Below are 24,672 nucleotides of genomic sequence, written 5' to 3'. Positions count from 1 at the left end.
CGGGGTCGGATCCCTGGCGCGCAGCGCGAGGGCTCTGACCCGTGATGGGTTCCGCCCATCCACGCATGGCGTGGATCTACCGGGGCGAGCCGGGGTCGGATCCCTGGCGCGCAGCGCGAGGGCTCTGACCCGTGGTCGGTTCCGCCCATCCACGCATGGCGTGGATCTACCGGGGCGAGCCGGGGTCGGATCCCTGGCGCGCAGCGCGAGGGCTCTGACCCGTGGTTCCCTGGCGCGCAGCGCGAGGGCTCTGACCCGTGGTCGGTTCCGCCCATCCACGCATGGCGTGGATCTACCGGGGCGAGCCGGGGTCGGATCCCTGGCGCGCAGCGCGAGGGCTCTGACCCGTGATGGGTTCCGCCCATCCACGCGTGGCGTGGATCTACCGGGGCGAGCCGGGGTCGGATCCCTGGCGCGCAGCGCGAGGGCTCTGACCCGTGGTCGGTTCCGCCCATCCACGCGTGGCGTGGATCTACCGGGGCGAGCCGGGGTCGGATCCCCTGCGCTGCGCGCAGGGGATCCGACCCCGAACCTCTGATCAACCCAGGCGCTTGAGTTCCCACGCGCGGTGGATGCGCGCGTTGCGCTCGAAGTCCGGGCCGATGGTGCGGGGGGTGATCTCGCGGCACTGGGCGAACTCGGCAATCGCGTTCTCTTCCAGCTTGAAACGGCGGAAGTTGTTGGAGAAGTACAGCACGCCGCCCGGTGCCAGCCGCGCAACCGCCGCACGCAGCAGCTTCAGCTGTTCGCGCTGCACGTCGAAGTCATCGGCGCGCGCCGAGTTCGAGAACGTCGGCGGGTCGCAGAAGATCACGTCGTACTGGCCGCGGTCGCCTTCCAGCCAGGCCATCGCATCGGCCTGCACCAGCAGGTGCTGGTTGCCGCCCTGACCGTTCAGGGCCAGGTTGTCGTAGCACCACTGCAGGTAGGTAGCCGACAGATCGACACTGGTGGTGCTGGCCGCACCGGCCACCGCCGCCTGCACGCTGGCCACGCCCGTATAGCAGAACAGGTTGAGGAAGCGCTTGCCACGCACCTGCTCGGCCATCATCCGGCGCAGCGGGCGATGGTCCAGGAACAGGCCGGTGTCGAGGTAATCGAACAGGTTCACCTGCAGCAGCGCGTTGTTCTCGCGCACCACGATGAACTCATCGCGCTGCTCGAAACGGCCGTACTTGCTGCCGCCCTTGCCGCGTTCGCGCGACTTCATCGACACCTGTTCCGGCGGCACGCCGAACACTTCGCGCGCGGCCGCCAGCAGTTCATTGCGGCGGCGACGCACGTCGTTTTCCGGAATCGCGGCCGGTGCGGCGTATTCCTGCACGTGCAGGAAGGTACGGCGCTGGCCACCGTCTTCTTCGTAGACGTCAATGGCGGCGGCGTATTCCGGCAGGTCGGCATCGTAGGCACGGAAGCAGGTGATGTCCTCGCGCGCGCGCCAGCTCTTGAACTTCTTCAGGTTCTTGCGCAGGCGGTTGGCCACCATCTGCGCGCCTTCGCTCAGCTCGCGCGGCTGCGCCGGGTCGCGGCCGGGGACGGCGATCGGGTCGCAGACGATCAACGCGCATTCCAGCGCGCCGTTGAACATCTGGTACTTCTTGCCGGCACGCAGCCCGGTGGCGAAGGCCAGTTCGTCGTTGCCGCACAGCAGGCTGGCGCGCCATTGCGGCACGGCCTTCTGCAGGGCATTGCCCAGCGCGCGGTACAGGACCGGATCGGCGGCCAGGCGCTCGTCATAAGGCGGGTTGCAGACCACGGCACCGATCTCCTGCTCCGGCGCAGCCAGATCGGCCACGTCGGCGCGGGTGAAGCGGATGGCGTGGGCCACGCCGGCGACTTCGGCATTCTCGCGCGCAGCCTGGATGGCCACCGGGTCGATGTCGCTGCCGTGGATGACCGGCTTCAGTGCGGCCAGGCCAGCCGCCTCACGGTCACGCGCTTCGCTCTGGATCGCCTTCCAGGCGACCTTGTCGAAGCCCAGCCAGCGGCTCGGCGGCAGGCTGCCATGGCGCATCAGGCCGGGGGCGACGTCGGCGGCCATCAGCGCGCCCTCGATCAGCAGCGTACCGCTGCCGCACATCGGGTCCAGCAGGCCACCACCGGCAGCGTGCAGGCGCGGCCACTGCGCGCGCAGCAGCAGCGCGGCGGCCAGGTTTTCCTTCAGCGGCGCTTCGTGGGCGGCACCGCGCCAGCCACGGCGATGCAGTGGTCCACCGCCCAGATCGATCGACAGCGAGGCACGGCCCTTGCGCAGCGACAGGTTCACGCGCACGTCCGGCAGGTCGGTGTTGACCGAGGGGCGTTCCAGGCCTTCGTCACGCATGCGGTCGACGATGGCGTCCTTGATCCGCTGCGCCGCGAAGCGCGCATGGGTGATCTTGTCGCCAGACACATGCGCATCCACCGCCAGGGTCATCTCCGGCTTGATGTGCTCGTGCCAGGGCAGCGCACGCACGCCGTCGTACAGGGCCTGCTCGTCCGGGCACTCGAACTCGTCGATCGGCCACAGCACACGGCTGGCCAGGCGCGACCACATCACGATCCGCAGCGCCTGCTCCAGTTCGCCATCGGCGTTGACGCCGGCAATGGTGGCGGTGGCCTTGCCAAGGCCCAAGGCCGACAGTTCATCGGCAAGCAGGTATTCCAGGCCCTTGGCGCAGGAGACGAAGAATTTCACGGGATCGGTTCGCAGGTGGTCGGGCACGGCACAGGGGCCGGGCCAGTCGGAAAGGAGGGCCGTGGACACGGCCGGCAGGCCCGCGCCGGGGGCGGCGGGGCTGCCATTGTAGTCAAAGCGGGCGGGCGCGCCGTGCGCCCGGGCTTCACAGCTGGCGCAGCAGGCGCTCGAAGGCCTGCGCGGAGGCTTCCACGTGGCGTTCCAGGCGATGGCCGTCGTCGACCAGCAGCAGCTGGGCCGAGCGCGCCTGCGCCCAGGCGATGACCCCGGCGGCGGGCACCACGTCGTCGTGCCAGGCCTGGACCACGGTGATCGGCACCGCGGCGGCGTCCAGCGCCGGCATCGGTCCCATGGTGGTGGGCGGGACCATCAGGAACAGGCCTGCCACCGGTACCTGCAGCGAGGCGATGGCGGAAATGTAGGCGCCCAGGCTGGACCCGGCCAGCACCACCGGCCCCTGCGCGGCGGCCGCAGTGGCACGCTCGACCAGACGCTGCAGGCGGGTACGCACGTCGCCCACGCGGCTGACCTCGCTCATCGCGTCCAGATCGGTGTAGTCTGGGCGCTCGTGGGTCCAGCCCAGGCGCTCGGCGACTTCAGCCAGCGCGGTGACCTTGGTGGCCTCCGGGCCGCTCTCGAAGCCGTGGGACAGGATGCAGTGGCCGCGGCTCATGCATGCGCTCCCAGGGAGCGGTTCATCGTCGATCGGGAAGGCAGGTTCATCCTGCAATGCTAGCATCGCCAGCATGCCCACCCCGCTCCTGCCCGGCCTGCAGCTGCAGCCCCTGCCCTACCATGACCGCCTGCCCCTGCGTGATGCCGACAGCCTGCGGATGGTGGTGATCCACTGCACCGAACTGCCCGATCTGGCGATGGCCCGCGAATACGGCGAACGCGTGCTGTACGACAGCGGTGCCGGCAACAGCGGGCATTTCTACATCGACCGCGACGGCAGCGTGGTGCAGTACGTGGCGCCGGAGCGCATCGCCCATCACGTGCGCGGCATGAACGCCGACAGCGTGGGCATCGAACTGGTCAATACCGGGCGCTACCCGCAGTGGTTCGACAGCCGGCACCAGGCGATGGATGAGCCGTATACCGAGGCGCAGCTGGTGGCGCTGGAGGCGCTGCTGCTGGCGCTGGTGGCGCGCTACCCGTCGCTGCAGCGGATTGCCGGGCACGACCAGCTGGACCTGGAACAGGTACCGGCCAGCGATGATGCGACGCTGACGGTGGCGCGCAAGCGTGATCCGGGGCCGTTGTTCCCGTGGGCGCGGGTGCTGGCGAAGGTGCCGCTGCAGGGGTTGGGCTGAGGGTCTGCAGGGCTGCGCCCTGCACCTGCCGGATCAACGTCAACGTCAACTTCAACGTCAAAAGCCTGCTTGCCGTGGGATGGCGGGGTGGGTCCGGTTGCGGGGGACGCTGCAAGTACGTCCATGTAAGCTCGGTCGCCGCATCCATGCGGCTCACGCGCCCGCAACCGGACCCACCCCGCCTTCGACAGTTTTCCGCGGCTGTTGGAGCAGCAAGGGGTCGGATCCCGTTGCTGCGCAACCGGCTCTGACCCCAATCTGGAATTCGATATCGGATGGATTTCATCCACGCCATGCGTGGATATACCGCTAGGTGTCGACCTTGGTCGACAGTAGATCCACGCCATGCGTGGATGAGCACCCGACCCCTCGCGGCTTCAGGCGCCGGTGGCCACCGGCCGGCTGCTGTCGCTGACCCAGCCGCTCCACGAATCGGCGTAGATGCGGGCACCGCGCAGGCCGGCGCTTTCCATTGCCAGCAGCAGGTGGCAGGCGGTCACGCCTGAGCCGCACATCAGTACGACACGCTCAGGATCCTGGTTGCCGATCACGCCCTGCAGTTCGGCGCGCAGTTCCTGAGGGTCGCGCAGGTGGCCGTCGAGCACGTTCAGCGCGAACGGGCGGTTGACCGCACCGGGCACATGGCCGGCCACCGGATCCAACGGCTCCACCTCGCCGCGGAAGCGTTCACCCGCACGGGCATCAACCAGCCACCCGGGAGCGTGCTTGAGGCGCGCGGCGATTTCGTCGGCCGACGCCACCTGCGTGGTATCGAAGCGGCCTGGATACGGTGGTTGCGCGGGCACCTCGCTGCGGCCCGTGGCCAGCGGCTGGCCCGCCGCCAGCCACGCTGCGATACCGCCGTCGAGCACGGCCACGCGCGAATGGCCGAGCAGGCGCAGCAGCCACCACAGGCGGGCGGCGGCCATGCTGCCATCGCTGCCGTCGTAGACCACCACCTGTGTATCAGGACCGATGCCCCATTGCCCCACGCGCGCGGCGAAGGCATCGCTGTCCGGAAGTGGGTGGCGGCCATGGCCGGTGCGGTCGAGATCGGACAGGTCGCGGTTGAGATCGGCATGCGCCGCGCCGGGAATGTGCCCTGCGGCGTACTGCCCTGCCCCGGCCTGCGGGTCGGCGAGCGCGGCGCGCGCATCCACCACGCGCACGGCAGTGCTGGCGGTGGCACGGGCATCGACCACGCGCACGTCTTCGCCGAGAGCGGCGGCGAGCGTGGCGACATCGACCAGCGTGGTCCACGGCGGATCGATCAGCTTCATTGCACTTGCTCCAGACGGCGACGCAGGTTGTAGAGGATAGCTGCGGTCGCGCCCCAGATGCGCTGGCCGGGCCAGCCGTATTCCAAGACATGGCGCACGCGGCCACGATGGTTGATTTCGACCTGGCGCAGGTTGTCGGCCGCCATCAGGTAGTCCAGCGGCACCTCGAACACTTCGGCCACTTCACTGGGCTGCGGCACCGGTACGAATGCCGGATCAACCACGGCCACCACCGGGGTCACCCGATAGCCGGTGATGGTCACGAAAGGATCGAGATAACCCAGTGGCTGGACCTGCCCCGGTGCCAGGGCGATCTCTTCCTGGCTCTCGCGCAGCGCCGCAGCCAAGGCATCACGGTCATCGGGTTCGGTGCGTCCTCCCGGGAAACCGACCTGGCCGCCATGCGTGCGCAGGGTATCGGTACGGCGGGTGAGGATGACCTGGGCACCTCCGGCACGCGGCACGATGCCGGCAAGCACCGCGGCTTCCACCGGTGGGCCCGGCGGCAGCAGGTCGATGAGTTCGCTGCGGTTCCAGCCATCCCCCTGCGGCGGCTCGGCCAGTGGGTGCAGCGCGCGCAGCAGGCGTTCGTGGTCGGCCAGTGAACCGCGCAGCGACTGCTGCAGCTGTTCGCGCAGGGGCTGTACACGGTGCAGGATACGGCTGCGTTCGCGATCGCTCATGGACGACCACCCTGCGATTTCATCGATATGCCGCCCGCACCCGGCGCACAGCCGGTGGTGATCCAGCTTGCACACTCCAATGCAGGGGCTTGCGACAACACGCGCCGGTTCTTCCATAGTTTGCACCCTGCAACAGTAGCGCGAATGGCTGCGGTTGGGGACGATTGCGACAGGGGATGCGGCGGTAGCGTCGGCGGTAGAGTCGACTGTCAGTCGACTCGCGCGCACAGCGGGAGGAGCAGTCGACCAACGGTCGGCTCTACCTGGGTGGCGCACGTGGGCGCACGGCACGCAAACAGAAACGCGCCGGTGGAAACCACCGGCGCGTTGTTTTCACTGCTTCGATTTACTTGACGCTGACCAGCTTGACTTCAAACTGCACCGCCACGTTCGGCGGGAAGCCGGTGCGCGGGTCGGCACCATAGGCCTGATCCGGCGGCAGGGTGATTTCCCACTTCGAGCCAGCCGGCATCTGCAGCAGGGTCTCGCGCATGGCCTTCATTTCGACTTCGCTGACCTTGATCGACGGAATCTGCTGGGCCGGGCGGGCTTCGGTCGGACGCTGGCCGAACGGGTACGGGCCAGCCACTTCCAGCTGCACGGTGTTGGCCTGGGTCGGCTTGGCGCCCTTGCCGGCTTCGATCACGCGGTACTGGACGCCGCTCGGCAGGGTCTGCACGCCGGCCTTGGCCTTGTTGGCCGCCACGAACTGGTCGCTCTTGGTCTTGTTTTCAGCGGCAGCCTTTTCGTACTCGGCCTTGGCGGCCTGGGCACGACCCTGCTCACGCTTCTGGAACGCTTCAACGGCCGGCTTCAGCTGCTCGGCGGTAATGGCCGGCTGCTTCTTGGCGTAGGCGTCCTGCAGGCCCTTCACCACCGAGTTGATGTCCAGCTGCTCACCACGGCCGGTCAGCTCAGCCAGGTTGTTGCCGTAGTCGTAACCGAAGTAGTAGCTCAGCTTGCCCTTTTCGGACGAGACGTCCTGGGCGAAGGCATTGCCCGTCAGGGCCAGGGCCGCGACGGCGACCGCGATAGAACGCAACTTCATCAAACAGTTCTCCAGGGGTGGTAACTCAGGGACGTTCTGCGCCGCCCTGAGGCGACGGGTTAGGATACCGGCCGCAACGTGTAACCGCTACTGACCACGCAGGCTTTGACCCGCCTGCGTTTCAAGAGTTCAATCTCACTTTTTTTTAACGTTCCAGGAGCTTCCCGTGGCCTCAGCCCCCGCCGACCACCCCGTCGCCGTGACCGATGACGGGGCCATCCGCACCGTCACCGTGCAGCGCCCGGAAAAGCTCAATGCCCTGAACGCCGCGACCCTGCAGGCCCTGGCCGAGGCCTTCAGTGCCGCAGCGGCGGCCCCCGACGTGCGCGTGGTGGTACTGACCGGGGCCGGCCCCAAGGCATTCGTGGCCGGTGCCGACATCGCGGAAATGAACACCCTCAGCGCCGTTCAGGGACGTGACTTCTCTCTGCTGGGCCAGGCCCTGATGCGACAGATCGAACGCATGCCCAAGCCGGTCATCGCGCGGGTGAACGGTTTTGCCCTCGGCGGCGGCCTGGAACTGGCCATGGCCTGCCACCTGCGCATCGCCGCCGACAGCGCCAAGGTCGGCCAGCCGGAGATCAATCTGGGGCTCATTCCCGGCTTCGGCGGCAGCCAGCGCCTGCTGCGCCTGTGCGGCCGTGCGGCCACGCTGGAGCTGTGCCTGCTGGGCGCGCCGATCGACGCGGCGCGTGCCCTGGTCCTGGGCATCGTCAACCAGGTGGTGCCGGCGGACGAGCTGGACAACCGCGTGCACGACATCGCCCGGCAGCTGGCCCGTTCGGCGCCGCTGGCGCTGCGCGGCTTGCTGGACGCCGTGCACGTGGGCGGCGAATGCAGCCTGGACGCCGGCCTGGAATACGAAAGCGCGCAGTTCGGCCTGCTGTTCGCCACCGACGACATGCGCGAAGGTACCAGCGCATTCCTGCAGCGCCGCCCGCCGGCCTTCCAGAATCGCTGAGCCCATGGCATCCCGACCCAACCCCGTGCAGCTGTTCACCCGGGTCCAGGCAGACGATCTCGATGGCGCATTGCAGGCCGGCCTGATGGACTACGTCGTCGGCGAGGCTGACGCTGGCCTGGTACCCGGCCACCCGGAACTTCCGCAGCGTCTGCTGCAGGCCCAGCACCAGCTGCGTGATGCCTGGGCCGCGCGCGAACGCTATCGCGCGCGCGCGGTGCGCCTGGCACGCCGCGAAGCCGAACGTGACGCACGCCGCACGCCGCCACCTGCACCGGATGCGAAACCCGCCCTTCCCGCCGCGGCGGCGGCGATCCTCGCCCGGGCCAAGGCCCGCGCCGCAGGCAAGGAACAGTAATGGCAGCAGCGAAGAAGAGCACGCGCGCACCTGCGCGTCGTGGCAGCGTCATGCCGCGCGCCGATGTGGTGGAAATGTTCACCCGGCTGCGCGAACTCAACCCGCACCCGAAGACCGAACTGGAATGCAGCTCGCCGTTCGAGCTGCTGGTGGCGGTCGCACTGTCGGCGCAGGCCACGGACGTGGGCGTGAACAAGGCGACGCGACGGCTGTTCCCGGTCGCCAACACGCCGGCGAAGATCCTCGCACTGGGTGAGGAGGGCCTGAAGAAGTACATCGCGACCATCGGCCTGTTCAATGCCAAGGCGAAGAACGTGATCGCCACCTGCGCGATCCTGCTGCAGAAATACAACGGCGACGTGCCGCGCGACCGTGAGGCGCTGGAGTCACTGCCCGGTGTCGGCCGCAAGACGGCCAACGTGGTGCTCAACACGGCCTTCGGCGAACCGGTGATGGCCGTGGACACGCACATCTTCCGCGTGGCCAACCGCACCGGGCTGGCACCGGGAAAAAACGTGCGCGAAGTGGAGGACCGCCTGGTGAAGGCGATTCCGGCCGAGTTCCTGCTTGATGCGCACCACTGGCTGATCCTGCACGGGCGTTATGTGTGCAAGGCGCGCAAGCCGGATTGCCCGGGCTGCGTGATTGCGGACCTGTGCCGGTTCAAGGAAAAGACCGCCGCGTAGGCGAGCGTCACCCGGGGTCGGATCCGGGGTCGGATCCCTTTCGCAGACAGGGCTCTGACCCGACGGCAAAAAACATCCACGCATGGCGTGGAACTACTGCAATCCGTGCGCAACCGCAGCGTCACATGCAGCGGTTTACATCAGCAGCCCCTGACGCGATGGGGCCTGCGGCGGATGTGTGTCGCGCGTGAACTGTCACATTTACGCAATCTTTACCTTCTAGCCTGCGCGCATCTTCCCACCTGCCTGCAAGGCTCCTTCCCATGAAACTGCATCACCAACTCCTGACGGTGGCCGTGGCTGCTGCGCTGTACGTGCCGGCTGCACACGCTGAAGTCGCCATCGATGTGATCGGCGGTTCGGAAATCACCTTTGAAGGCCTGGTCCAGGCCGACGGCAACTGGTTCGACAATGACGTCGTGGACCTCAACGGCGGTGACGCCGGCAACGGCAAGGACAGCGAGTTTGAACTGCGTCGCGCCGAGCTGGTGCTGAAGGGCAAGGGCCCGGGCAACGTGGAATGGGTGGTCGGCTATGACGCCAAGGCCGACAAGTTCCTCGACACCAACGTGAAGTACAAGCTGCTGGGCAACGCCAACCACTTCATCCAGGCCGGCCAGTTCAAGCAGCCCAACAGCCTGGAAGAGCTGTCCAGCACCAAGAACAACGACTTCATTTCCAAGGCCGCGGTCACCAATACCTACGCCGTGGCCCGTCGCCTCGGCGGCGCCTACAGCTACGGCCAGGACAACTGGTCGGTCACCGCCAGCGCGTTCGGCCGCGAGCTGACCCGCAACCTGGCCCACGGCAGCGGCTATGGCGCCCGCGGCACCTTCGCGCCGATCAACGAGAAGGGCCAGGTCCTGCACTTCGGCCTGAGCTACGTCGACTACGACGCCGACGCCGACACTCTGCGCGTGCGTGCCCGTCCGAACGCCGACCTGGCCACCGCGCGCCTGGTCGACAGCGGCAACATGACCGACACCGACCGTGTCAGCACCCTCGGCGCCGAAGCCATGTACTTCCAGGGCCCGTTCAAGGCCCAGGCCGAGTACTACAGCAGCAAGGCCAAGCGCTACGACCACGACAACTACACCAGCGACGGCTATTACATCAGCGGCGTGTGGAACGTGACCGGCGAAACCTGGAGCTACAAGGGCGGCACGCCGGGCACCGGCCTGCCGAACAACCCGGCCGGCGGCCAGTGGCAGCTGGGCGTGCGCTATGACCACATGGATCTGAACGACGGCAATCTGTCGGCCAACCCGGTGGCCGGTCGCCCGCCGATCGTCGATGGCGTGCTGGGCGGCAAGATGGACATCTGGACCGTCGGCGCCAACTGGTACTGGCGCTCGAACTTCAAGTTCATGGTCAACTACGTGATGGTGGACAGCAAGAAGTACAGCTCCACCGCCCGCGGTTTCGTCAACGACGATCCGAACATCCTGGAAGCCCGCGCGCAGTTCTTCTGGTAATACCCGACGCACGCGCTGCAACGAAGGCACGGCTCCGGCCGTGCCTTTTCTGTTGCCTGCGCAAGGCCGCCAGCACTGTCACCGCAACGTCATATGACAGACGCAGGCGTGTCACGCAACCGTTATGGAATGTGCACCGAAACGTCGGGCAGCCGCCCTTCGACCACCCCAGGAGTCTCTCCCGTGATCCACGCCTTCAAGTCGCGCGCCGCTGTCGCCATTCTGGCTGCATCGTCCGTGTTTGCCGCCAACGCCGCCGATGTCACCGGCGCGGGCGCCTCGTTCATCTACCCGGTCATGTCCAAGTGGTCGGCGGACTACAGCACCGCGACCGGCAAGAAGGTCAACTACCAGTCGATCGGCTCCGGTGGTGGTATCGCCCAGATCAAGGCCGCTACCGTGGACTTCGGCTCCTCCGACGCCCCGCTGAAGCCGGAAGAACTGGCGGCTGCCGGCCTGGCCCAGTTCCCCTCGGTCATCGGCGGCGTGGTGCCGGTGATCAACGTGGCCGGCGTCGCCCCGGGCGCGCTGAAGCTGGACGGCCCGACCCTGGCCAACATCTTCCTGGGCAAGATCAAGACCTGGAACGACCCGGCCATCGCTGCCCTGAACAGCGGCCTGACCCTGCCGAACGCCAAGATCACCATCGTCCACCGCTCGGACGGCTCGGGCACCACCTTCAACTTCGTCAACTACCTGTCCAAGGTCAGCCCGGAGTGGAAGAGCAAGGTCGGTGAAGGCACCTCGGTCCAGTGGCCGGCCGGCATCGGCGGCAAGGGCAACGAAGGCGTGGCCGCCTACGTGAAGCAGATCAAGGGCGGCATCGGCTATGTCGAACTGTCCTACGCCCTGCAGAACAAGATGTCCTACGCGGCGATGAAGAATGCCGCCGGCAAGATCGTGCAGCCGTCGGATGCCTCGTTCTCGGCCGCGGCTGCCAGCGCTGACTGGGCCAATGCCAAGGACTTCTACCTCGTCATGACCAACGCCCCGGGCGACCAGGCGTGGCCGATCACCGCCACCAACTTCATCCTGGTGCGCAAGCAGCCGAAGAACGTGGCCGGCGCCAAGTCGACCCAGGAATTCTTCCGCTGGATCTACAAGAACGGCGATGCGCAGGCCAAGCAGCTGGACTACGTGCCGCTGCCGGACAGCCTGGTCAAGCAGATCGAGACCTACTGGACCCAGAACCTGAAGTACTGAGCAAGGCGTTCCCCCGCAGGAACGGGGGCGGCGGGTCCTCTCTCCCCCGCCGCCCCAACGGGCGCTGGACCTTCGGGTCCGGCGCCTTTCTTGTTTGGGGGGCCGGTCACGTAGCGTCGAGCTTGCTCGACTGCAGCGCGTTCAGTCGAGCAAGCTCGACTCTACAAGGGCGCGACGCCCTCAATCCGCGCATCTGCGGCGTTCCACGCCCGCGCCGGCAGGGTCGCAGACCCCGTGAAAGCCTTGTCAGAACGTGATGTCCGACACCTCTGTCATGGGCGTCATACGGCTGTAACAAAAACATCATTTCATAGCCGCATCCGCCGACGACGTCGGCTCTTCCCCGCTATGGAGTGACCATGAAACTGCACTCGGCCGGCCTCGCCGCCCTTTCCCTGGCCATCGCCCTGGGCCTGTCGGCCTGCGGTGGCGACAAGCAGGCCGCGCAGCAGCCGGCTGCCGACGCTGCTGCCCCGGCCGCTGCCGGCGACAAGGTGACCGCTGAGGTTTCCGGCGCAGGCGCGTCCTTCATCTTCCCGCTGGTGTCCAAGTGGTCGGCCGACTACAACACCGCCACCGGCGCCAAGATCAACTACCAGTCGATCGGTTCAGGCGGCGGTATCGCCCAGATCAAGGCCGGCACCGTTGATTTCGGTTCCTCGGACAAGCCCCTGAGCAGCGACGAGCTGGCCCAGGCCGGCCTGGCCCAGTTCCCGTCGGCCATCGGCGGCGTGGTCCCGGTCGTCAACATCGAAGGCCTGGAAGCCGGCAAGCTGCGCCTGACCGGCGCCCTGCTGGCCGACATCTTCCTGGGCAAGGTCAAGACCTGGAACGACCCGGCCATCGCTGCCGCCAACCCGGGCGTGACCCTGCCGGACGGCAAGATCACCATCGTCCACCGTTCGGACGGTTCGGGCACCACCTTCAACTTCTCCAACTACCTGTCCAAGGTCAGCCCGGAGTGGAAGACCAAGGTCGGCGAAGGCACCTCGGTGCAGTGGCCGGACGGCGTCGGTGGCAAGGGCAATGAAGGCGTTGCCTCCTACGTGAAGCAGATCAAGGGTTCCATCGGCTACGTCGAACTGGCCTACGCCCTGCAGAACGCCATGCCCTACACCGCCCTGCAGAACGCCGCCGGCACCTGGGTGCAGCCGAGCGCCGAGACCTTCGCCGCAGCGGCTGCCAGCGCCGACTGGGCCAGCGCCAAGGACTTCAACCTGGTCATCACCAATGCCCCGGGCGAGCAGGCGTGGCCGATCACCGCCACCAACTTCATGCTGATGCAGAAGCAGCCGAAGGACGCCAAGCGCAACCAGGACACCCTGGCCTTCTTCAAATGGGCCTTCGAGAACGGCCAGGCCCAGGCCAACGAGCTGCACTACGTGCCGCTGCCGGCCGAGCTGACCAAGCAGATCGAGGCCTACTGGGGCACCGAGCTGAAGTGATGGACCCGACGGTGCCCGCCCCGCGCGGGCACCGTCACTTCCACGTCGTGCCGCCCCCTTTCCTGGCCCTGCCGTCCCCATGAATGCCATCGCCCAGCCTGTAGCCGCCCCGTCCACGCGCGATGCGCGTGATGCCCGCAACGACAAACTGTTCCGATGGGTGCTGGTCGGCACCGTCATCTTCGTCCTGATCGCCCTGGCCTGCGCCGCGCTGTCCATGCTGTGGGGCGGCCGCCATGCCCTGCAGATGCAGGGCCTGAGCTTCTTCTTCTCCTCCGACTGGAATCCGGTCGAGAACAAGTTCGGCGCCTTGGCCCCGATCTACGGCACCCTGGTCACCGCGTTCATCGCGATGGTCATCGCCGTGCCGGTCAGCTTCGGCATCGCCTTCTTCCTCACCGAAGTCGCGCCGCGCTGGCTGCGTGGCCCGGTCGGTACCGCCATCGAACTGCTGGCCGGCATTCCCTCGATCATCTACGGCATGTGGGGCCTGTTCGTGCTGGTGCCGGTGATGACCGAGTACGTCACCCCGTTCCTCAACGAAACCCTGGGCGAATGGCCGATCATCGGGCCGATGTTCCAGGGCCCGCCGCTGGGCATCGGCATGCTCACCGCCGGCTTCGTGCTGGCCATCATGGTCATCCCGTTCATTTCCTCGGTGATGCGCGAAGTGTTCCTGACCGTGCCGACCCGCCTGAAGGAATCGGCCTACGCGCTGGGTTCCACCAAGTGGGAAGTGAGCTGGGACATCGTCCTTCCCTACACCCGCTCGGCCGTCATCGGCGGCGTCTTCCTCGGCCTCGGCCGTGCACTGGGCGAAACGATGGCCGTGGCCTTCGTGATCGGCAACAGCGTGCGCCTGTCGCCCTCGCTGCTGGAACCGGGCACCACCATCGCCGCGCTGATCGCCAACGATTTCGGCGAAGCCACTGAAACCTACCGCTCGGCGCTGCTGCTGCTTGGCTTCGTCCTGTTCATCGTCACCTTCGTCGTGCTGGCCATCGCCCGCCTGATGCTGATGCGCCTGTCCCGCAAGGAGGGCAACTGATGTCCACCACCGCTGACTCCCTGTACCTGCGCCGCCGCATCGGCAACGTCATCGCCATTGCGCTGTCCTGCGCCACCGCCCTGTTCGGTCTGTTCTTCCTGGGCTGGATCCTGTTCACCCTGGCCTCCAAGGGCCTGGCCGGCATCAACCTGGATCTCTTCACCAAGATGACGCCGCCGCCGATGCAGGAAGGTGGCCTGGCCAATGCCTTCTTCGGCAGCGCGGTGATGTGTGCGCTGGCAATCGGCATCGGCACCCCGCTGGGCGTGCTGGCCGGTACCTGGCTGGCCGAGTACGGCAACGCCCGCAAGGCCGGCACCGTGGTCCGCTTCGTCAACGACATCCTGCTGTCGGCACCGTCCATCGTGCTGGGCCTGTTCGTCTACACGCTGTACGTGATGCAGACCGGCGGCAACTTCTCCGCCTTCGCCGGTGCGCTGTCGCTGGCCTTCATCGTGCTGCCGGTGGTGGTACGCACCACTGACGAGATGCTGCGCCTGGTGCCTTCGCAGATGCGCGAAGCCGCCCTGTCGCTGGGCATACCGCAGTGGAAGGTGATCGTGCAGGTGCTGTACCGCAGCGCCTCGGCCGGCATCATCACCGGCATCCTGCTGGCCCTGGCCCGCATTTCCGGCGAGACCGCCCCGCTGCTGTTCACCGCGTTCGGCAACCAGTACTGGAACAACAACATCTTCCAGCCGATGGCTTCGGTGCCGGTGGTGATGAACCAGTTCGCCGGCAGCCCGTATGAATCCTGGCAGGTGCTGGCCTGGGCCGGTGCCCTGGTGCTGACTGTCTTCGTGTTGCTGGTCAGCCTTGCTGCCCGCGGCATCCTGCTGCGCAACCGTATCTCCCATGACTGACCTTTCCGTGGATAACGCCATGAACGACCTCTCCAACGCCGTGCCCATGCAGCGCATCGCGGTGCCGGCCTCGCACGAGAACCTGCACGCGCCGTCGCCGGTCAAGCTGGCCGCGCGTGGTCTGGACTTCTACTATGACAAGTTCCACGCCCTGAAGGGCATCAACCTGGAAATTCCGGAAAAGCGCGTGACCGCGCTGATCGGTCCCTCCGGTTGCGGCAAGTCGACCCTCCTGCGCATCTTCAACCGCATCTATGCGCTGTACCCGAAGCTGGAAGCGCGTGGTGAGGTGCTGCTGGATGGCGAGAACATCCTCTCGCCGAAGTACCCGATGAACCGCCTGCGCAGCAAGGTCGGCATGGTGTTCCAGAAGCCGGTGCCGTTCCCGATGACCATCTTCGAGAACGTGGCTTACGGCATCCGCCACCATGAAAAGCTGAGCAAGGCCGACATGGCCGACCGCGTCGAGCAGGCGCTGCGCCAGGGCGCGCTGTGGGACGAAGTGAAGGACAAGCTCAACCAGAGCGCGCTGGGCCTGTCCGGTGGCCAGCAGCAGCGTCTGTGCATCGCCCGTGCCGTGGCCCTGCGCCCGTCGGTGCTGCTGCTGGACGAGCCGACCTCGGCACTGGACCCGATCTCGACCAGCCGCATCGAGCAGCTGGTGGAAGAACTCAAGCACGAGTACACCATCGTCATCGTCACCCACAACATGCAGCAGGCCGCGCGCGTGTCCGACTACACCGCCTTCATGTACCTGGGCGACCTGATCGAACACGACCGTACCGAAGTGATCTTCTCGCAGCCCTCGCAGCGGCAGACCGAGGACTACATCACCGGTCGTTTCGGCTGATCGTTGTTGTCCCCTCGCCACATGTTCCAGCCAGGCGTGGCCTGGCTCTACCCGGATTGCAGACCATGAATCTTCCCAACGACCACATCGTCAAGAGCTACGACGAAGAGCAGCAGCGGCTGGTGGCTGAAATCGTGCGCATGGGCGAGATGGCCGTCGCCCAGCTGGAGGCGTCGATGGACGTCATCGAGAAGCGCGACGAGAACGCCGCCCACCGCATCATCGCCAACGATGAAGCCATCGACCAGCTGGAACAGCAGATCAGCCACGACGTGATGCGCCTGGCCCTGCGTGGCCCGATGGCCCGCGACCTGCGCGAGATCCTGGCCGGCCTGCGCATTCCGGCCGACATCGAACGCATCGGCGATTACGCCGCCAACGTGGCAAAGCGCTCCATCGCGCTGGGCAAGGTGCCGCCGCTGCCGCAGATCCAGGGCCTGCGCGCCCTCGGCCGCCTGGCCGCACAGCAGGTGCGCCGCGCCATCGCCGCCTACCGCGACAACGACGCCGAGGCCGCCATCGCCCTGCGCCAGGACGATGCCCGTCTGGACGCGCAGTACACCGCGCTGTTCCGCGAGCTGCTGACCTACATGATGGAAGACCCGCGCAACATCACCCCGTGCACCCATCTGCTGTTCATGGCCAAGAACCTGGAGCGCGTGGGTGACCACGCCACCAACATCGCCGAGAACGTGTGGTTCCTGGTGCACGGTGAGCAGCCGCTGCCGCCGCGCGAGAAGCGCGACGAGACGTCGAGCACCGATCACGTCTGATACTGCGCTGCAACAGCGGAAACGCCTCCGCAGGCCCCTGTCGGCATGAGAGGGGCCTTTTTTGTTTGCGCGTGACAGGCGCCGTCATCCACGCATGGCGTGGATCTACCGGGCCGGTTGTAGATCCACGCCACGCGTGGATGCCGGGCACCGGTCCCTTCCCCGCCGGCAACAATTCCCACCGCAATCCGATTCACCAGCGCACGGTTGTAGATCCATGCCATGCGTGGATGCCGGGCACATGCCCCTTCCCCGTCGGCAACCATTCCCAAGGGAATCCGATTCACCAGCGCACGGTTGTAGATCCACGCCATGCGTGGATGCCGGGCACATGCCCCTTCCCCGTCGGCAACCATTCCCAAGGGAATCCGATTCATCGGCGCACCGTTGTAGATCCACGCCATGCGTGGATGCCGGGCACTGGCCACCCCCTTCACGTCTGTAACAATTCTCACGGAAATTTGAGGTCTCGGCGAGGATTCCTTGAGTAGGATCACTGCACCATCGTTTCACCCCGGGCGCCCGCCCACCACCCAAGGAGTACGACCGATGAGCAGTTCCAACAAGTCCCTGTCCCTGCTGACCGCCACTGCATTGGCTGCAGGCCTGGGCGTCACGGCCAGTGCCTCCGCCCTGAGCATGACCGACCTTGCCCAGGGTTACCTGGTCGCCGGCCAGGCGGCCAAGGCGGGCGATGCCAAGGCCGCCGAGGGCAAGTGTGGTGGCGACAAGGGCAAGCATGCCGAAGGCAAATGCGGCGCCGACAAGGGCAAGGCCGAGGGCAAGTGCGGCGCTGACGGCAAGCATGCCGAGGGCAAGTGCGGCGCCGACAAGGGCAAGACCGGCGCCGCAGCCGGTGCCAAGGCCAAGGCGGCCGAAGGCAAGTGCGGCGAAGGCAAGTGCGGTGGCAAGCACTGACGTCCGCGCAAGCGCGGTCTCTCCACGGTCGCCGCTGCCTGCGGCGGCCGTGGGGCTGGGCCTGCGCCGGGCGCTGCTGCAGGACCTGCGCGATGCACCGGCCGGCGATTTCGACTTCCTCGAATGCGCGCCGGAAAACTGGATCGGCGTCGGCGGCCTGGCCGGCGAAGCGCTCGACGCGTTGGCCCACCGCCATCCTCTCAGCTGCCATGGGCTGTCCCTGTCGCTGGGCGGCAGTGCCCCGCTGGATACGCGGCTGCTGCAGCAGATCGGCCAGTTCCTCGATCGTCACCGCGTGCCGCTGTACAGCGAACACCTGAGCTACTGCAGCGACGAGGGGCAGCTGTACGACCTGCTGCCGATTCCCTTCACCGACGAGGCCGTGCGCCATACCGCCCTGCGCATCGCACGCGTGCAGGATCTGCTTGGCCGCCGCATCGCCGTGGAAAACGTGTCCTACTACCTGGCGCCGCAACCGGCGATGGACGAACTGGCGTTCACCAACGCGGTGCTGGCCGAAGCCGACTGCGATCTGCTGCTGGACGTCAACAACGTCTACGTCAACGCCTGCAACCACGGCTACGACGCCGACGCGTTCATTGCAGGCCTGCCGGCCCAGCGCATCGTCTGCCTGCACGTGGCCGGCCATCTGGACGAGGCCCCGGACCTGAAGATCGATACGCATGGCAGCCCCGTGATCGACCCGGTCTGGGCGCTGCTGGAACGTACCTATGCCCGCATGGGGCCGCGGCCGACGCTGCTGGAACGGGACTTCAACTTCCCGCCGTACCGCGAACTGCAGGGCGAACTGCAGACCATCCGCCGCCTGCAGGCCACCACGCCCGGGGTCGCCCATGGCTGACACACCCACGCACCTGCGCAGGCAGCAGCACGCCTTCACCGCGCACCTGCGCGACCCGCAGCAGGTCCCCGCCCCTGCCGATCTGGACCCGCGGCGGGTGGCGGTATACCAGCGCCTGTTGTTCAACAATCTGCTGGGGTTGCTGGGCAACGGTTTCCCGGTCTGCGTACGCCTGTTGGGTGAACCCGCCTGGACCGGGCTGGTGCGCGAGTACTTCGCCCGGCACCGCGCACGTACGCCGCTGTTCACGGAAGTGGCCGGCGAGTTCGTGCAGTGGCTGCAGGCACAGCCGGCGCTGCCCCATCCTGCGCTGGCCGAACTGGCCCACTACGAGTGGGTGGAAACCGAGCTTTACCAGCGCGTGGCCGAGCCGTTGCCAGCGGCACCCGGCACCGACCCGCTGCAGGCACCGCTGCGCGGCTCCCCCCTGGCCTGGCCGTTGCTGTACCGCTGGCCGGTCCACCGCCTGGGTGCCGACGACGGCCCTGCCGAACCGCCACCGGAGGCAACGGGCCTGCTGGTACGCCGCGACGCCGATGGCGTGGTCCGGTTTGCCCACCTCAGCCTGCTGGCCGTGCATCTGCTCACCCTGATCGACGAAACCCCCGGCGCCACCGGGCAGCACTACCTGCAGCAACTGGCCGCCCTGCATCACCTCGATGCCGGCGCATTGGCCGAACCCGGTGCCCAGCTGCTGCTGCAGTTCCTGCACGCCGGCGTGATAGGCCCGCAGACGGCAACGGACTGATACCCCTCCAAGGAGACGACCCTGATGATGAACACCCTGGCCACTGTGCGTGGCCAGCTGGACCGCTGCGGCCCATGGCTGGCCCCCCTCGGTCTGCGCGTGCTGCTGGCCTGGGAATACTTTGAGTCCGGCCGCGAAAAGCTGCTGGGGGAAAACTGGTTCAGCGACCTGCAGAGCGCCTTTCCGTTTCCGTTCGATGTACTGCCCGCCAGCGTGAACTGGCAGTTGGCGACCTGGTTCGAGCTGGTCGGCGCGGCCTGCCTGCTGTTTGGCCTGGGCACCCGGTTCGCTGCGGCCAGCCTGCTGGTGCTGACGGTGGTTGCCACCTACGCGGTGCACTGGCCCATGCACTGGCAATCGCTGGGCGACCTGGCCATGGGCTACGCGATCAGCGACCAGGGCTTCGGCAACTTCAAGCTGCCCGTGCTGTTCATGGCGATGCTGCTGCCCCTGCTGTTCACCGGGGCCGGGCGGCTGAGCATGGATGCCTGGTTCGCGCGCCGGACCGCCACGCATCCGTAGTCGCCAAGCTTGGTGGGCAGTTGCTGCGCATGCCAACCCAGGTTGGCATCCCCCTGGATCCGGGGCCATCGCACTGGCCCGTTACATGCTGATACGCACTGAAACCGGCAAGAAGGCCGATTTAATCGCCTATTCATGAAAAAAATCCGATGCTGGATCCGTGGCCCCGATGACCACGCCCTTCCCCCGGAGTTGCCTCATGAAGCGTCTGATTGCCGCCACCCTCTCGCTGACCCTGCTGGCCACCGCCGTCTCGCCGGCGATGGCCGCTCCCTACGGCGCCGCTGGGCGCGACGACCATCACCACCAGAAGGATCACCACGACGACCGTCGTGATCCGCCCCGCCGCGGCCACACGCTTGCCCGCGATCACCGCGGCGAACCTGTCCGCGACTACCGCCACCATGGCCTGCGTGCCCCGACCCGCGGCCAGGAATGGCGCAAGGTCGACAACCGCTATGTGCTGATTGCCGTGGCGACCGGCGTGATCGCCGACGTGGTGCTGGCACATCGCTGAGCCCCGCGTAGCATCCCGGCCATGCGCGGCGTGGCCGGGCGCTCAGGGTCGCTCTGCTAGAATCCGCGCATGAATGACGCCCCCCCCGCAGCTGACGCCGTTTCCGTTCCCGCAGTACCCCAGGCGCAGCGCGCGATGTCGCAACGCTTCCGTGGCTTCCTGCCCGTGGTGGTGGACGTGGAAACCGGCGGCTTCGACAGCCAGCGCAATGCGCTGCTGGAAATCGCCGCCGTGCCGATCGAGATGGACGAGAACGGCCTGCTCTACCCCGGCCAGACCGCCAGCGCCCACGTGGTCCCGGCCGAAGGGCTGGAGATCGACCCGAAGTCGCTGGAAGTCACCGGCATCATCCTCGATCACCCGTTCCGGCTGGCGAAGGAAGAGCGGGCGGCGCTGGACCACATCTTCACCCCGGTCCGCGCGGCGATGAAGAAGTACGGCTGCCAGCGCGCGATCCTGGTCGGGCACAACGCCCACTTCGATCTGGGCTTCGTCAATGCAGCGGTGGCCCGGACCGGCCACAAGCGCAACCCGTTCCATCCCTTCAGCGTGTTCGATACGGTGACCCTGGCCGGCATTGCCTACGGGCAGACGGTGCTGGCCCGCGCGGCCAATGCCGCCGGGCTGGGCTGGGATGCCAACGAGGCACACAGCGCGGTGTACGACACCGAGCAGACGGCCCGGCTGTTCTGCACGATTGCCAACGCCTGGCCGCGGTAAACGAACCATCGGCGCTACCGCATCCACGCATGGCGTGGATCTACTGCGGTGACTGCATCCACGCATGGCGTGGATCTACTGCGGTGACTGCATCCACGCATGGTGTGGCTCTACTGCGGTGACTGCATCCACGCATGGCGTGGCTCTACTGCGGTGACTGCATCCACGCATGGCGTGGATCTACTGCGGTGACTGCATCCACGCATGGTGTGGATCTACTGCGGTGACTGCATCCACGCATGGCGTGGATCTACTGCGGTGACTGCATCCACGCATGGCGTGGATCTACTGCGGTGACTGCATCCACGCATGGCGTGGATCTACTGCGGTGACTGCATCCACGCATGGTGTGGATCTACTGCGGTGACCGCATCCACGCATGGCGTGGCTCTACTGCGGTGACTGCATCCACGCATGGTGTGGATCTACTGCGGTGACTGCATCCACGCATGGCGTGGACCTACTGCGGTGACTGCATCCACGCATGGCGTGGATCTACTGCGGTGACTGCATCCACGCATGGTGTGGATCTACTGCGGTGACCGCATCCACGCATGGCGTGGCTCTACTACGGCAGTAGATCCACGCCATGCGTGGATGATGCCCGTCGCAGTGCGGACCCACGGTCCGCACCCACCAACCCACCGGGCATCACCCGATGCTGGTACGGTCGCGGCCGTCACTCTTGGCGCGGTACAGCGCACGGTCGGCGCGCTGGTACAGCAGCGCCGGGGTGCGATCATCAGCCGCCAGTTCCACCAGCCCCGCACTGAAGGTCACGCGCAGGCCCTTCACCCCGGCCCAGTCCGGATGGTCATGGAACAGGCCGCGCAGGCGCGCGCAGACCTGCGCCGCTTCTTCCAGGCGCGTGTCATTGAGCAGCAGCGCGAACTCTTCGCCGCCGGTACGCGCCGGCAGGTCGGAATCACGGCAGGCGGCAGCAATCACTTCGGCCACTTCCTTCAGTACTAGGTCGCCGATGCTGTGGCTGTAGGTATCGTTGACGTCCTTGAAGTGGTCGATGTCCAGCACCACCAGGCTCAACGGGTGACCACTGCGCTGTGAGCGGGCGAAGTCACGCGCCAGCGTTTCGTCGAAGCCACGGCGGTTGGCCAGGCCGGTGAGCGCATCTTCGCGGGCCTGCCGCTCGAAGGCTTCGGCCTGCCGCGCCAGGCGCTCGGCCAGCTCGGTCTTCTCCTGGTTCAGCGCCTGCAGGTGCACCGTCTGGGCCTGAAGGTCGAAGGTGGCTTCGTCCACGCGCCGCGCCAGGCGCAGGTTGCTTGCCTTGTACTGCTGCAGCAGGAAGCGGTACAGCGCCACCAGCGCGCCCAGCAGCAGCAGGCCGATCAGCGCCTGCACGCTGTGCCGCTGCCACCAGAACGGTTCGACGGTGAAGCTCCAGACCGCTTCCTGCTGGCCCCAGGCACCACCAGGGTGCGAGGCAGCCACGTGCAGGGTGTAATCGCCCGGCGGCAGCCCCACGAACTCGACGCTGCGCTGCGGGCCGCGTTCGACCCAGCCGGCGTCCAGCCCGTCCAGGCGCGTGCGGTAACGGATGCGGTCGGACATCAGGTAGCTGAGGCCGACAAAGCTCACCGCCAGCCGGCGCCCGCCGGGAATCAGGTTGCGCTCGGCCCCTTCCCAATGCACCTGTGCGCCATCGACCTGCACGTTCTCGATGGCCGCAGGCGGCGCGGGGCGTTCGCGGAAGCGCTGCAGGCGCTGCGGATCCACCATGCTCAGGCCGCCGGCGGTCACCACCCAGAAGGAGCCATCCTGGCGCAGGATCGCCGACGGCCCGGAACTGCCATTGGCCTGTGCGTTGGCCATGCCGTCGATCTCGTTGTAACGCTCCACCGTCACCCGCAGTGCGCGGCCGTCAGCCACGGCATTCAGGGTAGCCATGTCGGTACGCAGCACGCCCCGGTTGCTGCTGATCCAGACATTGCCCAAACGGTCGGGCACCAGCTGGAACACCGCGTCGACCGGCATGCCCTGCTCCAGGCCGACCCGTGACAGGCGATCGTGGTACCAGCGGTACAGGCCGCGGTCGCTGCTGATCCACATGGCGTCACCGATCTGGTGGAAGCCGAACACGCTGCGGCCGCCGCCCATCGGTGCAAGGTCGATGGACTGCACATGGTCGCCGCGCAGCACGCGGATGCCTTCGATGGTGCCGATCCACAGGTTGCCCTGGTGGTCGTGTTCCAGCGCGGTGATCAGGCCATCGGGCATCCCCGGCACGTTCGACACCCGGACCCGGTTGCCGTCGACCCGCACCACGCCCTTCTGCGTGCCGGCCCAGACCACGCCGGACGGGTCGATGCTGATGGCGCGGATGTTGCCGCCGGGCATGCCATCGGCCGCGTCGTAGTTGTGGCGCAGGCTGCCATCGGCACGCAGGCGGTAGACGCCGTCGCCGAAGGTGCCCACCCAGAGGTCGCCATCGGGGCCCTGGGCCAGGCTCAGCACCGACGCCGCCTTGCCACCGCGGTTGTGCAGTGGCATCGCGCGGAAGCGGCCGTCCGCGGTCTGCTGGTCCAGGCCACTGGCGCTGCCCACCCACAGCTTCCGGTCGCGGTCCTCGAATACGGTGCGCACGTAATCACCGCTCAGCCCATCGCGTTCGGTGTAGCTGCTGAACAGCGTTTCGCGCAGGCGGTACAGCCCGCCATTGGCGCCTACCCAGATGCTGCCCTCGGCGTCCTCGCGCAGGCTGACCACCCGGCCACCGGGCAGGTTCAGGCCGGCCGGAAGGCGCTCCAGTCCGTGGCTGGAAATGCGCAGCAGGCCCTGGTTCTCGGTACCCAGCCACAGATCACCATGGCGGTCCTGCAGCATCGCGGTCATGTGCAGCTGCCCGGGCAGGCTGTGGACCAGCACCAGGCGGTCATCCTCGACCCTATACAGGCGCTCGCCGGCGACGATCCACAACGCGCCATCGGGTGCGCGGTAAGGCCAGGTCAGGCCCTTGCCGACGCCCCATTCGGCTGGCGCGCGCTTGAGCTGGCCGTCGTTGTCGCGCAGGACCAGCCCGTCGAGGGTGCCGATCCAGACCCGGTCCTGGGCATCGACCATCAGCTTGGTGAAACTCATCGCCAGCGGCAGATCCGGCGGCGGTGGCTCGTAGACCACGCCGGTTTCAGGGGTCAGGTAGGCAATGCCCTTGCCTTCGTAGAGCAGCCACAGGCGGCCCTGGCTGTCCATCTGCATCGACTGGATCAGCACTTCCGGGGTGTTGGCCTGGTGTTCCCAGACCCGCCACTGGCCATCGGCGCTGCGGTAGGTCACGTTGCCGCGCGAATCACTGATCCACAGGCCACCCTGGCGATCGACCAGCAGTGCACCGATGCCGTTGTCGCGCAGCCCGGGACGCGTGCTGCGGTCGAACACGGTGAAATCCAGGCCGTTGTAGCGCACCAGGCCTTCCCAGGTGGCGAACCACAGGTGGCCCTCCGGGGTCTGGGCGATGTCGCGCAGCGAGTTGTGCGGCAGGCCGTTGCGCGAGGTCCACACGTCGATGGCGTAATCGCGCAGGGGAGGCGCGATGGTCTGCGCGGCCAGCGGCGCAGCCAGCAGCAGCCACAGCCACAGCACGCCGAGCCGCAGCAGGCGACCGATGCCGTGTTCCGGGTGGCGCCCCGCCAGGCGCCTGCCAGCCCCCTGCCCGCCCATTACTGCAACGGCGGCGGCCAGGTGCGGTTGCCGCGTACGGCAACAGG

23 protein-coding genes are annotated in these 24,672 nt (G+C 67.2%); 17 read left to right on the top strand and 6 right to left on the bottom strand.

Translation table 11 applies throughout. From position 1 onward, the window contains the following. Positions 1-538: 538 nt before the first annotated feature. Both rlmKL and C1924_RS06815 read right to left on the bottom strand, forming a co-directional pair. Positions 539-2,677 (bottom strand): bifunctional 23S rRNA (guanine(2069)-N(7))-methyltransferase RlmK/23S rRNA (guanine(2445)-N(2))-methyltransferase RlmL, encoded by a 2,139-nt coding sequence (rlmKL, locus tag C1924_RS06820; protein WP_108766993.1) that lies wholly within the window; start codon positions 2,675-2,677, stop codon positions 539-541. A 145-nt stretch (positions 2,678-2,822) separates the two neighbouring features. Further along, entirely contained in the window at positions 2,823-3,350 is a 528-nt protein-coding gene (locus C1924_RS06815; protein ID WP_108766992.1) for a hypothetical protein, read from the bottom strand. Between the two features lie 73 nt (positions 3,351-3,423). On the opposite strand from C1924_RS06815, the gene C1924_RS06810 reads away from it, so the two are divergent. Next, positions 3,424-3,990 (top strand): N-acetylmuramoyl-L-alanine amidase, encoded by a 567-nt coding sequence (locus tag C1924_RS06810; RefSeq protein WP_108764613.1) that lies wholly within the window; start codon positions 3,424-3,426, stop codon positions 3,988-3,990. A 377-nt stretch (positions 3,991-4,367) separates the two neighbouring features. Here C1924_RS06810 and C1924_RS06805 read toward each other — a convergent pair whose 3' ends face one another. The 3 genes from C1924_RS06805 to C1924_RS06795 all read right to left on the bottom strand — a co-directional run bounded on the left by C1924_RS06805 (position 4,368) and on the right by C1924_RS06795 (position 7,001). After that, positions 4,368-5,270, bottom strand: coding sequence for a sulfurtransferase (locus C1924_RS06805; protein WP_108764612.1), 903 nt, complete (start codon positions 5,268-5,270; stop codon positions 4,368-4,370). Beyond that, a complete protein-coding gene (locus tag C1924_RS06800; RefSeq protein ID WP_108764611.1) occupies positions 5,267-6,070 on the bottom strand; it encodes a CoA pyrophosphatase in 804 nt (267 codons plus the stop codon). The genes C1924_RS06805 and C1924_RS06800 overlap by 4 nt, the downstream gene beginning before the upstream one ends. Positions 6,071-6,299: 229 nt before the next feature. Then, positions 6,300-7,001, bottom strand: a complete 702-nt coding sequence (locus C1924_RS06795) for an FKBP-type peptidyl-prolyl cis-trans isomerase N-terminal domain-containing protein (protein WP_108764610.1) — start codon at positions 6,999-7,001, stop codon at positions 6,300-6,302. A gap of 166 nt (positions 7,002-7,167) precedes the next feature. On the opposite strand from C1924_RS06795, the gene C1924_RS06790 reads away from it, so the two are divergent. The 16 genes from C1924_RS06790 (at position 7,168) to rnt (ending at position 20,950) form a co-directional block, all read left to right on the top strand. Next, positions 7,168-7,962, top strand: a complete 795-nt coding sequence (locus C1924_RS06790; protein WP_108764609.1) for an enoyl-CoA hydratase-related protein — start codon at positions 7,168-7,170, stop codon at positions 7,960-7,962. A 4-nt stretch (positions 7,963-7,966) separates the two neighbouring features. Continuing rightward, the gene (locus C1924_RS06785; protein WP_108764608.1) at positions 7,967-8,320 is read left to right on the top strand and encodes a hypothetical protein; all 354 of its coding nucleotides are present in this window, start codon (positions 7,967-7,969) and stop codon (positions 8,318-8,320) included. After that, a complete protein-coding gene (nth, locus tag C1924_RS06780) occupies positions 8,320-9,006 on the top strand; it encodes an endonuclease III (RefSeq protein ID WP_108764607.1) in 687 nt (228 codons plus the stop codon). Before C1924_RS06785 ends, nth begins: the two co-directional genes overlap by 1 nt. Positions 9,007-9,269: 263 nt before the next feature. Next, complete coding sequence (locus C1924_RS06775; RefSeq protein WP_108764606.1) at positions 9,270-10,481, top strand: OprO/OprP family phosphate-selective porin; 1,212 nt, start codon at positions 9,270-9,272, stop codon at positions 10,479-10,481. A 183-nt stretch (positions 10,482-10,664) separates the two neighbouring features. Further along, positions 10,665-11,684: a phosphate ABC transporter substrate-binding protein PstS gene (pstS, locus tag C1924_RS06770; RefSeq protein WP_108764605.1), complete on the top strand. Its 1,020-nt coding sequence runs from the start codon at positions 10,665-10,667 to the stop codon at positions 11,682-11,684. 359 nt (positions 11,685-12,043) lie between these two features. After that, complete coding sequence (gene pstS, locus C1924_RS06765) at positions 12,044-13,129, top strand: phosphate ABC transporter substrate-binding protein PstS (RefSeq protein ID WP_108764604.1); 1,086 nt, start codon at positions 12,044-12,046, stop codon at positions 13,127-13,129. Between the two features lie 79 nt (positions 13,130-13,208). Further along, positions 13,209-14,177 (top strand): phosphate ABC transporter permease subunit PstC, encoded by a 969-nt coding sequence (gene pstC, locus C1924_RS06760; RefSeq protein ID WP_079221293.1) that lies wholly within the window; start codon positions 13,209-13,211, stop codon positions 14,175-14,177. Beyond that, a complete protein-coding gene (gene pstA, locus C1924_RS06755) occupies positions 14,177-15,040 on the top strand; it encodes a phosphate ABC transporter permease PstA (protein WP_108764603.1) in 864 nt (287 codons plus the stop codon). Before pstC ends, pstA begins: the two co-directional genes overlap by 1 nt. 19 nt (positions 15,041-15,059) lie before the next feature. Further along, positions 15,060-15,890 (top strand): phosphate ABC transporter ATP-binding protein PstB, encoded by an 831-nt coding sequence (gene pstB, locus C1924_RS06750; RefSeq protein ID WP_108764602.1) that lies wholly within the window; start codon positions 15,060-15,062, stop codon positions 15,888-15,890. Between the two features lie 65 nt (positions 15,891-15,955). Then, positions 15,956-16,663 (top strand): phosphate signaling complex protein PhoU, encoded by a 708-nt coding sequence (gene phoU / locus C1924_RS06745; RefSeq protein ID WP_079221290.1) that lies wholly within the window; start codon positions 15,956-15,958, stop codon positions 16,661-16,663. A gap of 549 nt (positions 16,664-17,212) precedes the next feature. After that, on the top strand, positions 17,213-17,581 hold the full coding sequence (locus C1924_RS06740; RefSeq protein ID WP_108764601.1) for a hypothetical protein: 369 nt from the start codon (positions 17,213-17,215) through the stop codon (positions 17,579-17,581). After that, complete coding sequence (locus C1924_RS06735; RefSeq protein ID WP_108764600.1) at positions 17,568-18,443, top strand: DUF692 domain-containing protein; 876 nt, start codon at positions 17,568-17,570, stop codon at positions 18,441-18,443. The genes C1924_RS06740 and C1924_RS06735 overlap by 14 nt, the downstream gene beginning before the upstream one ends. After that, the gene (locus C1924_RS06730; RefSeq protein WP_108764599.1) at positions 18,436-19,191 is read left to right on the top strand and encodes a putative DNA-binding domain-containing protein; all 756 of its coding nucleotides are present in this window, start codon (positions 18,436-18,438) and stop codon (positions 19,189-19,191) included. Before C1924_RS06735 ends, C1924_RS06730 begins: the two co-directional genes overlap by 8 nt. A 21-nt stretch (positions 19,192-19,212) precedes the next feature. Continuing rightward, positions 19,213-19,713, top strand: a complete 501-nt coding sequence (locus C1924_RS06725; protein ID WP_108764598.1) for a DoxX family protein — start codon at positions 19,213-19,215, stop codon at positions 19,711-19,713. Positions 19,714-19,912: 199 nt separating this feature from the next. Beyond that, entirely contained in the window at positions 19,913-20,230 is a 318-nt protein-coding gene (locus C1924_RS06720; protein ID WP_108764597.1) for an RcnB family protein, read from the top strand. A 135-nt stretch (positions 20,231-20,365) separates the two neighbouring features. Continuing rightward, positions 20,366-20,950 carry a ribonuclease T gene (gene rnt, locus C1924_RS06715; protein ID WP_108764596.1) on the top strand — a complete coding sequence of 195 codons (585 nt, stop codon included), beginning with the start codon at positions 20,366-20,368 and terminating at the stop codon, positions 20,948-20,950. Between the two features lie 651 nt (positions 20,951-21,601). On the opposite strand, the gene C1924_RS06710 is transcribed toward rnt, so the two are convergent. After that, positions 21,602-24,625: a ligand-binding sensor domain-containing diguanylate cyclase gene (locus C1924_RS06710; protein ID WP_254051223.1), complete on the bottom strand. Its 3,024-nt coding sequence runs from the start codon at positions 24,623-24,625 to the stop codon at positions 21,602-21,604. Positions 24,626-24,672: the final 47 nt, after the last annotated feature.

It is taken from the genome of Stenotrophomonas sp. ESTM1D_MKCIP4_1 (genome assembly GCF_003086895.1).
Classification (GTDB): Bacteria; Pseudomonadota; Gammaproteobacteria; order Xanthomonadales; family Xanthomonadaceae; genus Stenotrophomonas.
This window is presented reverse-complemented; position numbering and strand designations above follow the sequence as displayed.